A 13918-nucleotide genomic window follows, 5' to 3' on the forward strand; every position below is an offset into this window, starting at 1 on the left:
AATTTATTTTCTACAAAGAGCATTCGCATAGTGAGTACGATATGTTGGCCCAACAAAAAAATCATATGGTTGTTGCCCGACAAAACCATCATGACTATGAACTACAAATCCCAATCTAGGATTATCCTTATTAATTTCCTTAGCCCAATAATTTCCAACAAATGAACTTATATCACGGCTCATTTTTTGCCAATTTGAATCAGGATAACCATCCTTAGTAACCCATCCCCACTCACCAAATACAGATTTCCCGATTTGTCTGGTAGCACTATTACTAAGATGATCTAAAGAGGTTAGGTTATAAAAATCATAAGCTCTAGGTGAATCTGAAAGTTCTGTTATAGATAGCATGTTATTACGACCGCCACAAATCTGCACTGCTTGCTCAATAGTGATCTGCCCAATATGTGGAATAACCCATATATCAGTAGGATTAAAAGTATACTCATGGATGACATTATTATTTCGAATCAGTGTTGCACGTACAGTAACTGGTCCTGTAGGTTTATCATTTAATGTAATATAACCCCTACTATCTATACTGACCTTATTATCAGGATTAACTGGAATACTAAATTGATAATCCGTTTGAGACCCCGTCATAACTAGCTGAAATTTTGCCCCAGAAAATCCTGTAGTTGGAAATTTTCTCCCTGATGACTCAGTCGGATTAACTTTATAGCCCATATTAGGGATATAATCACTTGAATAACCACCGCCATTCTTTGGATCCCTTTGCGTAAAATTAGGATCATTCCAACTATAACTATCATCTGGGTTGATACCATCCCATTGATATTCAGGCACTAGTTCTGTCGCATAAGGTTTGGCATAACACAATTCAGATTTTACTGCAATTTTGTAGACCTTTTTTATTGTTACAAAATCACTTTTTCTCGGTTGACCATATTGCGAGAAAGTTTGTACTTGATTAGTTATTTCTAACATTAATGGCATTGGATAACCACTTCCACAACCAATTATCTTATTTTTATCGCTAGTAGAAATTTTATTGCCATTAGCATCAAACCATTGCCAAGTGGTTTCCGTGGTTAGAAATGGTTGAATAGGATCGATATCATCACCGTCTAGATCTTGATAATTCATTCGATTGTCTAATGATTGATAATTAAATCGCTGTATGGCAAATTGATTAAAAGTTAAATTAGCATCAAACTCTTTAATTTCGTTTTCTTTGATATTACCGCTAAATTCACTATAAAATACACCGTTTACCATAAAACCATGTTTATCTGCAGCTATTTGTGTATTTATAACTTCAGGGTTATTCCCGTGAATAACGTTAACAGTTTGAACGGTTAAAGCATTAATATTAAAGCTCAATAATAAGGAGAATAAATATAATGAATAAATTAAATTGGATGATTTATATGAATAACGTATCTTTATACGTAATTGACTAAAATTTTTTATTGATAAGTGTTTATATGCCCGATGCCCGATGCCCGATGCCCGATGCCCGATGCCCGATGCCCGATGCCCGATTAAGACCATATTTTAACATATTTTCGCTAATCCTTGCTATAATTTACATATAATTTTCAAACACATACATTAAATATCATAAAAAAAACAATATTATTCTAAATGGTGAATGTAAAAAAATACATCTGTTACATAGTAAAGTAAAATATTAGATTTGTAATAACTTTTTATGTAAAAATTTGTTAATGAAATACTTTACATTGATGGACAATTTATTCATTTTACAATTAAAAAACTCTTATTACAGTTCTCGCCTTTCCTCAAAACTTTTTGATCTGTTTTTGTCGTTGTTCTCGATCGAAAAAAGTCCATGCAACAAAACGGCTAATTTTTTGACCTTGAGCCATGGGTATAATTTGGTATTCAGTTACGGATACTTTTTTTAATTGTTGTTTTATCCTTGTCAGCGATTCTTTTTTCGACACTAACGAAGTAAACCATAGACATTGTGTTTTATAGTTAACACTTTCAGCAATCATTTTGGCTATAAATGCACTTTCTCCTCCTTTGCACCAAAGTTCAGCATGTTGTCCTCCAAAATTAAGCACAACTTGATCTTTTTCTGAACTTAATTTACCCAATTTTTGTAGTTTTGTATGAGCACTCGTTTGAGCCTGTTGCTTTGAATTATGAAAAGGAGGATTGCATAAAGTTGCCAAGTAAAATTCTTTCGGCTTAATGATATTTGCAAAAATAGCATCGCTGTTCGGTTGTAAACGACATTGTAGGTTATTTTTTAATAATTCATTAGATTTTGCTATTAACGACGCAACCTTGATTGATGTTGGATTGATATCACTACCTACAAATGACCAATCATATTCAGCACAACCAATAATTGGATAAATGGCATTGGCACCAACCCCAATATCTAACATGCTAATTCTCTTACCTGTTGGGATCTTATTCTGATTATCTTGAGCTAATAAATCAGCCAAATAGTGGATATAATCTGCTCGTCCTGGAATTGGAGGGCATAGGTAATCGTCTGGAATATCCCAATAAGAGAGTCGATAATAGTGCAATAAAAGTGCTTTATTTAGCATCTTAACAGCAACAGGATTAGAAAAATCAATCGTTACCCGACCATATTGGTTAGGTTTAACAAAGTTAGATAATGCTGGTAACGTTTTAATAAGTAAATCAAATGGGTAACCATTAATATGCTTATTACGTCGATGTAAAACATCTTTATTAATCATTGGCGATGTTGTCTGCATGAATAATCCGATATGAAAAATTGCCGGCTATTATAGCCTTTTTACATAAATATGCGAAAATAGCCAAAGCTTTTAGGTTAAAAAACCCCTCTCCTCAAATTTTTTATTACTGTTAAACTAAATTTTATTTAAGTGTAACTAATTCGAAAATTAACTGTAGATTTGTTATAATCTGCCACTTTCAATTCACATAATAACGCAATGAAACGTCTATCCAAATTATCAATAATACCATTTATTAGTTTAATGCTAATCTCTTTTCAACTACATGCAAGCGAGTTTAATGGGCAGGAGTTATCGTTATTTTGGGCTATCCCATTTGTTGGAATTTTGCTTTCTATCGCATTATGTCCACTATTTTTAGCACGACTGTGGCATCATCATTATGGCAAAATTGTTTTGGTTTGGACATTACTATTTTTAGGGTCTGCATTGTTTTCTTTTGGCTTATCTACCACAATTCAATTAACAGCCCATGCCATTATTGAAGAGTATATCCCTTTTATATTATTACTGTTGGCATTGTTCACTGTTTCTGGTGGTATCCTTATCAAAAGCGATAAAATAAGTACGCCAAAATCAAATGTTATTTTATTAGCCATTGGTGTGGTATTCGCTTCAATTATGGGAACAACTGGCGCAGCTATGTTAATGATTCGGCCATTACTGCGAGCTAATCGGCAACGACACCATTCAGTTCACACAGTAATTTTCTTTATCTTTTTAGTCGCTAATATTGGCGGTGGTTTGACGCCGTTAGGTGATCCACCATTATTCATTGGTTTTTTAAAAGGTGTGGATTTTTTCTGGACTGTTAACCATATGTTATTGCCAGTTATTTTTACATCAGGTTTATTACTTATCATCTATTATTTTATCGATAGATATTATTATGTTAAGCAATATGGCAATATTTCCCTTTCTTATAGATCAGAAGTAGTTAAATTATACGGTCTAAAAAATATCGGTTTGCTAATGGCGATAATTGCTAGTGTGCTTTTATCTGGCATTTGGCATCCAGCGATAAACTTCACGCTATTAGGATCGCAAATTGAATTAGAAAATCTAGTTCGTGATGGCCTTTTTATTGCTATAACGATTCTTTCAATACTGATCACGCCAAAGCAAGTACGAGCTGGCAATGAATTCAATTGGGATCCAATCAAAGAAGTTGCCAAATTGTTTATTGGTATTTTTATTACTATAGTACCCGTTCTGGCAATTTTACGTGCCGGCAATGATGGCACGTTAAGTTCAGTAGTATCATTGGTCACCAGTGAACAAGCCACACCAATAAACAGTATGTATTTTTGGTTATCGGGTTCATTGTCAGGATTTTTAGATAATGCACCAACTTATCTGGTGTTTTTTAATTTAGCATCCGGTAATGCAACTACTTTAATGACCACTTATGCAGACACACTATTGGCAATTTCAATGGGTTCCGTATTTATGGGGGCATTAAGTTACATTGGTAATGCACCTAACTTTATGGTTAAAAGTATTGCCACACAACATAAAATTAATATGCCAAGCTTTTTTGGCTATATGAAATGGTCAATAGGGATTTTAATTCCAATATTTATTATTGATAATTTGGTATTTTTTGTATTGTAAATGTTCCATTGTTCGTTATAAAACATTAAGATAAATTTCAATTGCAACATCTATGAATTTGTGTGGGTAACTATGATAGGCTAACATTCAACAGCTCTTTCTGTTGGCTTCCCTTAAGTATTTTTTTCTCTTTTATTATCTTTGCTAACATCGCTCAATAAACTATAACTAAAAAAATGAGCACCTCCATAATAATAAGTCAGAGTGACTTGAGTCGTTTTTTAGTTCACGGTTAATTATTTTTTTGCATTTTGAAAGAAACAGATATACCTGAAAGTTTTGATGATAATTAAAAATGCTCTGCTATTTTGTATAAAAAACACCCTCACCAAATCAGAAAAACAAAAAATATTATAACTAACGTTATCGAAACAAATAAGAATTTTAGAATTTTATTCTATAAAAAACTTCAACTGCTTGGTATTCAATCGCGTTCTGATGAACTTTTAAACGGAAAAATTTTAAAAATGTGAAGCTTCGCACATTTTTAATAAAAAGTCCTGCATAGCTATAATTTATAGCCAAAATATTATGTTAGCTGTCCAAATATTAAAGGTGAGATTTCGATTTACTTTTTAGAATGTGGTTGTAAGTTTTAAAAAGAAGTGAGGTTCAGAATGATTGAAATGTTACTTGATAAAGATTTTTTCTCGTCTAGCGATCAAAATATCGCCATTGAGCCTCGAACACCACAACCTGTTTATCCTGAACATACCCATAATTTCAATGAGATCGTTATTGTAACTAGCGGATACGGTAAACACATATTGAATGGGCGACTTTTTGATTTATATCCAGGCATGATGTTTTATATTAAGGCTTCCGACTGTCATTTATACGAGAACGTTCATGATTTGCATTTGACCAATATTTTGTTTAGAGACCCTGAAAATTTTCATTTTATCAATGGGATAAACCAGTTAATCCCAAATCCTGATCCAACTCAGTCACATTACTTTTTTGATAAAAAAACTGATGAAAATATTAAATCGATTATTAAGCAATTAACGCCAAATCAATCAAATGCTATTCAGGAGAGTTTATTTTTACAATTACTTTTGATTTTTAATAATAATCTTTATGTTAATCAGGGTTCTGGTTCCTATGATAATCGCGTTAAACAACTTCTACGTTGGTTACAAATCAATTTTAAGGAGCCAATTAATTGGGCACAATTAACTGAGCAATTTTCATTATCATTACGCTCTTTTCATCGACATATAAAGAATGAAATTGGTATCACACCACAAAAATATTTAATAAAGCTACGGTTGGCTAATGCTTACACACAGTTAATTTACAGCAATAAATCCATCACAACTATTGCACAAGAGTGTGGTTTTAATGACAGTGCTTATTTTTCAACCTGTTTTAAACAAGAATTTACGTTTTCGCCACAAACATTACGTAATAATCCAGATAAACGTTATCATTAATCAATCAGGAACAGTCTATGGAAAAATGTTTACGTTTATATAAACAAGACTATTTTATTTCGGAGATAAATACTGTTACTGTCGAAAGACGTGATCATCAACAACCCTTTCCTTTGCATAACCACGATTTTAATGAAATTGTGATTGTCTGTTCTGGTAACGGTCTGCATCATTGGAATGATTACGTTTATCCTATTACCAGTGGTGATATTTTATATATTAATCCGAAAGATGTGCATGGCTATGAATCTGTTAATGACCTTAGATTGGATAATATTTTATATTTGAGAGAATCACTATTTTTATCATCCACTATTGAGTCTTATTTACCTAAAGTGACTGCTAGACATAATGAACGTTCTTGGCGTATTCAACCTTCATCCCTTAAACTTTTATCACCACTTATTGAACAGTTAGATGTTGAGTCTAAGAAAAACAATTTAGCCTCCGTTCATTTATCTGAGGCTCTTTTTTTACAGTTGGTTATTTTGTTAGATCGGATTAAACAAGCTCCAACGGTAGCTCTGCCTACCGCGACTCATCAGTTAGATCTATTATTTACCGCGCTACATAACAGTATTGCAACGCCATTTAATATTGATGTGTTTTGCAAAGAAAATCATATTGCGAGCCGTTCACTTAGTCGCTTATTTAAAAGTCAAACAGGGATGACTATTACCGGCTATTTACAAAAAAGACGTTTATGTGATGCTATGTCTTTACTTCGAACGACTAATTATTCGATTAGTAAGATTGCCGCTGAATGTGGTTATGATGATAGTAACTATTTTTCATCTGTGTTTAAAAAGCTGACCAATCAGACTCCTTCCGAATATCGAGCCCAATTTAACGATAAGAAGTGATAATTGAGTGTGTAGAAATGATTATTTATTTAGTTTCCTCTCTTTTATGTGTATTAAAGAGAGGAATAATTTACAATAAATAAAAAACTTCAGTTAATGATTCACTAATCGGGCTGTTATCAGAATTGCTTGGCATGATATCTTGCATAAAAGCCCACCATTTTTGACAAGCAACTGTTTTAGCTATAGCATCCCAACGTTCCTCAGATTCAATTTCGACATAGGCAAAAAGTAGATTTCTTTTGCTGTCTAAAAAGATTGAGTAATTGTGAGCTCCATGAGCTTTAAGTTCCTTCACTAAGTCAGGAAATATTTCATCATGCCGCTTCTTATACTCTGCATGTTTATCAGGATGAACCTGCATAATACTCGCTTTTCTTATCATAATAATTCCTTTTTATTTGAAATAGGTTAACTTTGTGTTTAACCTATTTCACTATCATTGTGTCATTTTTATTGGTAAATAGAATGATATAGTTGCTCAATTTCTCTTACGTTAGTATCGCGAGGATTACCTCCGGTACAAACATCATCAAAAGCAGCTTGGGCTAGCGCAGGAATATCATCTAATTTTACGCCGATCTCTTTTAATGTTGCAGGAATACCAACATCAACGTTAAGTTGTTTAACTGCATCAACAGCAGCTTTTCTAACTTGTTCGATTGTCATGTTTTCCGTCGCAGCGACTCCCATTGCTTTAGCGATATCGCGATATTTCTCACCAGTAAATTCAGCATTGTAAGCCATTATATGAGGTAAAAGGACGGCATTAGCCACACCATGAGGTGTACCATAAAAAGCTCCGAGTGGATGTGCCATTCCATGAACTAATCCTAAGCCCACATTTGAAAAACCCATTCCAGCAATATATTGTCCTAATGCCATATCTTCACTACCTTTTGCGATCCCGCTTACTGAGTCACGTAATGAGCGAGAAATAATTTCAATCGCTTTCAAGTGGAACATGTCTGATAATTCCCACGCCCCTTTAGTTATATAACCTTCGATCGCGTGAGTTAAGGCATCAACACCAGTTGCTGCTTTTAAACTAGCAGGCATACTTGTCATCATATCTGAATCAATAATTGCAACAGCCGGTATATCGTGTGGATCAACACAGACAAATTTACGTTTATTTTCTTCATCTGTGATTACGTAATTAATGGTCACCTCGGCAGCTGTACCTGCTGTCGTAGGAATTGCGATCGTAGATACGGCTGGTTTTTTAGTTGGCGCAACGCCTTCAAGACTTCGAACATCCGCAAATTCTGGATTATTGATGATAATACCGATAGCTTTTGCGGTATCTTGCGGTGACCCCCCGCCAATCGCAATCAAATAATCTGCACCAGATTGTTTGAAAACTTCAACCCCTTTTTGAACAATACTGATGGTTGGATTTGGCATAACTTCATCGAATACTTGATAAGAAAAACCATTGTTATCTAGTAATTGTGTTACTTTAGTTGCTACTTTGAATTTGATTAGATCTTTATCCGTAACCACTAACGCTTTTTTAAAACCACGTTTTTTAACTTCATCTACGATTTGACTGATTGAGCCTGCACCAAAATAAGATGTTTCATTTAAAATCATTCTATAAGCCATAATGTTTTCCTTTTAATTAACTAGTCATTCCTAAACCAACAATATTGGCAGCAACAATGATTACTAAACAACCAATACAAAGAATACGTACTGGTTTTTTACCGGTACCAAACCACTCTTTTAGTGCTAAACCAACAATCCCACCACAAAGTACATAGAAACTCATATGTAACATCCAACTCATAAAGCCATATTCTGTTGGAATATTTGCATGCCCCCAAGCATAGAAGAAGAATTGGAAATACCACATTGCACCACCTAAGATAGCAAAAAGAATATTGCTAATTAATAAGGCTTTGGCAACAGAGATATCTTTTTTGAAGGATAAGTCTTTTTTAACGCAGAGTCGACTTATACAGAAACCGAGATTAATAATTGCCCCCCCACCCATGATAATGACATAACTTGGAAGTGCCACGTATAAATGATCCACACCAAGCTCAGCCGCTTTTTCATGCATAGGTACTGCTGCGCTCATAGCAAATGACATACCAGCCGAGAAAATACCACACATGATGGCAAGAAGAAGGCCTTTCTTTAAGTTAAAATCTTCAACTTGTACACCTAACGTTTTTTCTTTCAATAAGCCGGCGTAAGTTACTATAGCAACCCCAATAACAGCAACGACTACGCCTAATAATGTCATTTTACCGCCAGTCGAGGCCAATAATTCACCAAATTTACCTTGTAATATTGGGGTCATAAGAGTGCCGACGATTAAGGTTATCCCAATAGCGATACCTATTCCCATCGACATACCTAAATAACGCATTGTTAGGCCATAACCAATGTTACCGACTCCCCACATTGCGCCGAATAAGAAGACCGGAATTAATATGTCTGAACCAAACGAACCATAGTAAGCCCAAAAGTCTGGTAATAAAAAATAACTTATTGACCATGGTAATATGATCCAAGAAAATAACCCTGCGATTGACCACATGGTTTCCCATGACCAGTTTTTTACTTTTTTAAGTGGTGCGTAAAAACAAGCAGCAGAAGCAGCACCAACAAAGTGCCAGAATATGCCTAAAATAATTGAACTACCCATATCCTTATCCTTATATTTTTATTAGCAATTTTTACTTTTTATAGCATCTTCCATTGGAGTGACACCAAAACGCTCAGCTAACAATCTGAACTCTTCCGAGGTGATAGTTTGACGTTTTCCTCCCATTGATAACACTTTGACTAAAACTTCTGCCGATTTTTCAGCTGTATCAATTAAGCCAAAAGCTTCATCTAAGGTTGGACCTGTTCCAAATACACCGTGAAAAGCCCATAAAACTAAACTATGTTTTGCCATCTGTTTTGCAGTGGCATAACCAATCTCGTCTTTACCCGGAACCATCCAAGGCACAACACCAACACCATCAGGAAATACAACTAAACATTCGGTGCTCATTTCCCACAGCCATCTGGTAATTACCGCAGTATCAAGCTCTAGGACATATGTTAAAGCAATTAAATTAGTTGCATGACAGTGCATGATGACTCTATCTTTTCCTTGGCTTTGCTCAATTCTTACGATATGAGATTGAAGATGAGCAGCTAGTTCAGACGTTGGTAAACCACCATTTATCAATCCCCACATAATGTAATAACCTTTGCCCTGTTCATCGATTTTAACAATAGCTAACGTGTCAGCAGGATCTAATATGACATTGCGGAAATACTTACCAGATCCAGTGACAATAAAGTACTGGTTAGCAAGTTTAGTGACATCTTGCGTCAAAGATACATGACGTGGTTTTTCATAAAAATCATTTTGAAAAGAGATCACATCACTTTCAAGTAACCTTAAACTGACATTACCACCATTACGCTCATCCCAGCCTTTTAGCCACATATCATAAGTGGCTTTGATCATTCCTTTTACAAACCAAGAAGAAAGAATCTGTTGCATTTTATGTTCCTTAAGATCGTTTAGTTAAGACAGTTGTTTCATATTGACGAACCTCATCTAGCCATTGACCACCAACTGGAACTTCATTTAATAAACAGTACTGATCCCAAACTGCTTGCCAAGGTAATGATTTTTGTTCTTCTAGTAATGCGAGTCGTGAGGTAAAATCACGATCATGTTCATATTTTTTTAATCTTTCTGTTGGTTCTAATAATGCTTTTAATAAGCATTTTTTCATATTACGAGTACCAATTACCCATGCTGCAATACGGTTAATAGAAGCGTCAAAGAAATCTAGACCAATATGCACACGGTCAAATAGTTTGTTTCGAATGATTTCACTGGCAATATTTTGTGTTTCATCATCAAAAAGCACCACGTGATCACTATCCCAACGAACAGGGCGGCTGACATGAAGTAATAGATGTTCAACAAACGGCATAACTGCAGAAATTTTGTCGGAAATCACTTCCGTTGGATGGAAATGCCCTGCGTCTAGACATAATGCAGTTTTACGTGATGTCGCATAAGCTAGATAAAATTCATTTGAACCAGCGGTATAAGATTCGAGACCAATACCAAACAATTTACTTTCAACCGCATCAATATGATATTTTGGGTCAATTTTTTCACGAATAATTTCATCCAATGATTCAACTAAATGTTGTCTAGGACTAAATTTGTCGACAGTAATATCTTTCATACCATCAGGTAGCCAGATATTCATAACAGAAGGTGTACCTAATTCTTTACCAAAATATTCTGATACTTTACGACATGCTTTGCCGTGTTCTATCCAGAATTGTCGAATTTCTGGATTAACATGGGTTAAAGTGCCTTCATTACTTAAAGGATGTGAAAAATAAGTTGGATTAAAATCTAAACCGATTTGATGTTTTTTAGCCCATTTGACCCAATTGGCAAAGTGTTCCGGTTTAACTTCATTACGATCGACTTTTTGATCTGATTCTAAATAAGAAGCATGTAGATTTAGTCGTTTAGGGCCTGGTATAAGGCTAAAGGCTTTATCTAAATCTGCTCTTAATTCATCAGCTGTACGAGCCTTACCTGGATAATTACCAGTTGCTTGAATACCACCAGTTAATTCACCTTCTTGCTTTTCAAAACCACCAACATCATCCCCTTGCCAGCAATGAACTGAAATCGGTAATTTTGCCATTGCTACTATTGCAGCATCTGTATCTACCCCAATTTCAGCAAATCTTGCTTTAGCGATCTGATAAGCATTTTCAATAGTGTTCATGTAGCACTCCTTAATTAATATAAAAATTTTCAATAAAATTTGGTTGATAAAATTTAGTGTCAAAATTCTGTGAAATTAACTGTCTTAATGCATCAATATCCGCAATTTCACCTAATGAAATTAACTGATAGCCAACATTTCCTAATGCCGAAGATTCAATAGGTCCAGCGGTGACATTAACATTGCATAAGTCAGCACATAACTGGTTTAAAAAAGCATTTTGACAACCTCCACCGACAATGTGTAATGTCTTAATGGGATTACCACTCAGTGTCGATAATTCGTGTAATACATCTCGATATAAATGAGCTAGGCTGTCAAAAATACATCTGACTAATTGAGGAAGGTTTTCAGGAATTTGACCACTGTTTTCTAAACAAACCTGTTTAATGGTTTCTGTCATGGAGTCCGGATTTAAAAACCGTGGATCATTGGGATTTATAAGAAACGTAAAAGGTTGTTCTTGTTTTGCCGATGCGATTAATTCAATAATATCTTTAACGTTATTTTCAGCACAAACCCGTTGAAATAACCATAATCCCATGATGTTTTTTAATACTCGATAATTACCATCTACACCACCTTCATTGGTAATATTGGCTTTTAATGCTTGTTTGCTTATCAGTGGTTGTTTTGATTCCAATCCCATTAATGACCAAGTACCCGAACATAAATAAGCACTATGTAAATTGATGATTGGTGCAGCAATAACCGCACTAGCAGTATCATGACTTGCGACTGCAATTACAGGGATATGATCACCCTTGGCACTTTGCCAATATCCAACTTGATTTCCAGGCTTACTGATATCACCAAACCATTTACGTGGTATACCAAGATAATCAAGTAAATCTTTATCCCAATCTTGAGTCGTCACATTGACAAGTTGTGTGGTGGTTGCATTGGTGTATTCTCGATTTAATACACCGGTTAATCGGTAAATCAGATAATCAGGAATCATGACAAAATCGGTTACTCGTGATAACCACTCTGGTGATTCAAGCATCATTGCCCTAAGTTGATAAAGTGTGTTAAAGGTTAAAAACTGAATTCCCGTTTTTTGATAAATATTTTCTAGACCAATGTCATCTTGTACTTTTGACATAATGTTGTCAGTACGATGATCTCGATAAGAGTAAGTAGGGCCGACAATTTGACCTTGTTTATCAAGCAACACATAATCAACCCCCCATGTATCAATACCGATACTATCGAGTTTGATATCTTGTTGAATAATTTTGTTTAATCCGGTTATGATTTCTTGTTCTAAGTACGTCAAATCCCAACAAAAATTTTTACCATCACTTTTATATCCATTACTAAATCGATGTATCTCAGTTAGCGTTAATTTTCCTGTTTGAGATCGATAACTCGACAACATGACTCTGCCACTTGATGCGCCTAGATCGATTGCAGCAATATATCTATTTGCCATTATAACTACCCTCACTTTTACTAATGAAGACAGTCTAGTGAACTATTTTGATTTACACTTTTAATCGATGGCCATTGTTGAATAAGTTTGGCAAAATTTTTAAAATGCTTGTGATCTGTACCACAAAATAAGAACAAAGGTGGTGTTTTTATACTTTCATAACAAATATTGATATAATGGTTCATTTAGTAAATAAATTGAGAGCTATTTATGTTAAATCAATTAAAAGCAATAATTCAGTATCTTTTACCTAAACAGTTATTAACCGTTATATTTGGTTGGTTAGCTAATAAACGTTTAGGTAAAGTCACCACATGGATGATTATTGGCTTTTGTAAGCTATACAAAATTGATCTAAGTGAAGCGAAGTTAACTGATGCTAAAGATTATCCAACATTTAATGACTTTTTTGCTCGTGAACTCAATGAAGATGCGAGACCTATTGATCCTTCAGAAAGTTCAATTGTCATGCCGGCAGATGGTGTAATTAGTCAATTCGGTAATATTCAAGATAATTTATTGTTACAAGCTAAAGGCCATTTTTACTCATTAGAATCTCTGCTTGCTTGTCATCCAGATATGATAAAGTTTTTTAAAAATGGCTCTTTTGCTACCACATATTTATCACCTAAAAACTATCATCGTTTTCATATGCCTTGTGATGGTATATTACGTGAAATGATTTATGTACCAGGCTCTCTATTTTCAGTTAACCAAGCTACAACTGAAAGTATTCCAAATATTTTTGCCCGAAATGAACGAGTAATTTGTTTATTTGAAACTGAATTTGGACCAATGGCACAAATTATGGTGGGCGCGACTATCGTTGGTAGTATTGAATTAAATTGGGCTGGTATAATTACACCACCTCGTGATGGAGTGATGAAACGTTGGACTTATGCTGGTGAAGTTAAATTAGCAAAAGGCCAAGATATGGGATGCTTTAAATTAGGCTCAACCGTTATCACCTTATTTGCATCCAACGCAGTTGAATTTGATAGCCATTTAAAATATGGAGATATCACGCGAGTAGGTCAAAAACTAGCCGAAAGGATCTAACGTT

12 protein-coding genes are annotated in these 13918 nt (G+C 34.6%); 4 read left to right on the forward strand and 8 right to left on the reverse strand.

The window, feature by feature from the left end:
- Nucleotides 1-3 precede the first annotated feature (3 nt).
- Both H3U96_RS02765 and rlmF read right to left on the reverse strand, forming a co-directional pair.
- Nucleotides 4-1515, reverse strand: a complete 1512-nt coding sequence (locus H3U96_RS02765; protein ID WP_198195487.1) for a hypothetical protein — start codon at nt 1513-1515, stop codon at nt 4-6.
- A 251-nt stretch (nt 1516-1766) separates the two neighbouring features.
- Nucleotides 1767-2726, reverse strand: coding sequence for a 23S rRNA (adenine(1618)-N(6))-methyltransferase RlmF (gene rlmF / locus H3U96_RS02770; protein ID WP_198195490.1), 960 nt, complete (start codon nt 2724-2726; stop codon nt 1767-1769).
- A 201-nt stretch (nt 2727-2927) separates the two neighbouring features.
- Here rlmF and H3U96_RS02775 point away from each other — a divergent pair, with 201 nt between their 5' ends.
- The 3 genes from H3U96_RS02775 to H3U96_RS02785 all read left to right on the forward strand — a co-directional run bounded on the left by H3U96_RS02775 (nt 2928) and on the right by H3U96_RS02785 (nt 6642).
- Complete coding sequence (locus H3U96_RS02775; RefSeq protein WP_198195492.1) at nt 2928-4343, forward strand: sodium:proton antiporter; 1416 nt, start codon at nt 2928-2930, stop codon at nt 4341-4343.
- Between the two features lie 617 nt (nt 4344-4960).
- Nucleotides 4961-5779: an HTH-type transcriptional activator RhaS gene (gene rhaS / locus H3U96_RS02780; RefSeq protein WP_081298926.1), complete on the forward strand. Its 819-nt coding sequence runs from the start codon at nt 4961-4963 to the stop codon at nt 5777-5779.
- A gap of 17 nt (nt 5780-5796) precedes the next feature.
- Nucleotides 5797-6642 (forward strand): helix-turn-helix domain-containing protein, encoded by an 846-nt coding sequence (locus H3U96_RS02785; protein WP_198195494.1) that lies wholly within the window; start codon nt 5797-5799, stop codon nt 6640-6642.
- Nucleotides 6643-6712: 70 nt separating this feature from the next.
- Here the strand turns inward: H3U96_RS02785 and rhaM are convergent, their stop codons facing one another.
- The 6 genes from rhaM to rhaB form a co-directional block, all read right to left on the reverse strand.
- Entirely contained in the window at nt 6713-7027 is a 315-nt protein-coding gene (gene rhaM / locus H3U96_RS02790) for an L-rhamnose mutarotase (RefSeq protein WP_198195504.1), read from the reverse strand.
- Between the two features lie 68 nt (nt 7028-7095).
- Nucleotides 7096-8250, reverse strand: a complete 1155-nt coding sequence (fucO, locus tag H3U96_RS02795; RefSeq protein WP_198195506.1) for a lactaldehyde reductase — start codon at nt 8248-8250, stop codon at nt 7096-7098.
- A gap of 16 nt (nt 8251-8266) precedes the next feature.
- Nucleotides 8267-9301 (reverse strand): L-rhamnose/proton symporter RhaT, encoded by a 1035-nt coding sequence (gene rhaT / locus H3U96_RS02800; RefSeq protein ID WP_065579280.1) that lies wholly within the window; start codon nt 9299-9301, stop codon nt 8267-8269.
- Nucleotides 9302-9322: 21 nt separating this feature from the next.
- Nucleotides 9323-10156, reverse strand: coding sequence for a rhamnulose-1-phosphate aldolase (gene rhaD, locus H3U96_RS02805; RefSeq protein WP_198195508.1), 834 nt, complete (start codon nt 10154-10156; stop codon nt 9323-9325).
- Between the two features lie 10 nt (nt 10157-10166).
- Nucleotides 10167-11420, reverse strand: a complete 1254-nt coding sequence (locus tag H3U96_RS02810) for an L-rhamnose isomerase (protein WP_198195510.1) — start codon at nt 11418-11420, stop codon at nt 10167-10169.
- A gap of 10 nt (nt 11421-11430) precedes the next feature.
- A complete protein-coding gene (gene rhaB / locus H3U96_RS02815; RefSeq protein ID WP_198195512.1) occupies nt 11431-12855 on the reverse strand; it encodes a rhamnulokinase in 1425 nt (474 codons plus the stop codon).
- A 210-nt stretch (nt 12856-13065) separates the two neighbouring features.
- Here rhaB and asd point away from each other — a divergent pair, with 210 nt between their 5' ends.
- Entirely contained in the window at nt 13066-13914 is an 849-nt protein-coding gene (gene asd / locus H3U96_RS02820) for an archaetidylserine decarboxylase (RefSeq protein WP_198195514.1), read from the forward strand.
- Nucleotides 13915-13918 lie beyond the last annotated feature (4 nt).

It is taken from the genome of Gilliamella sp. M0364 (assembly GCF_016100565.1).
Classification (GTDB): Bacteria; Pseudomonadota; Gammaproteobacteria; order Enterobacterales; family Orbaceae; genus Gilliamella; species Gilliamella apis.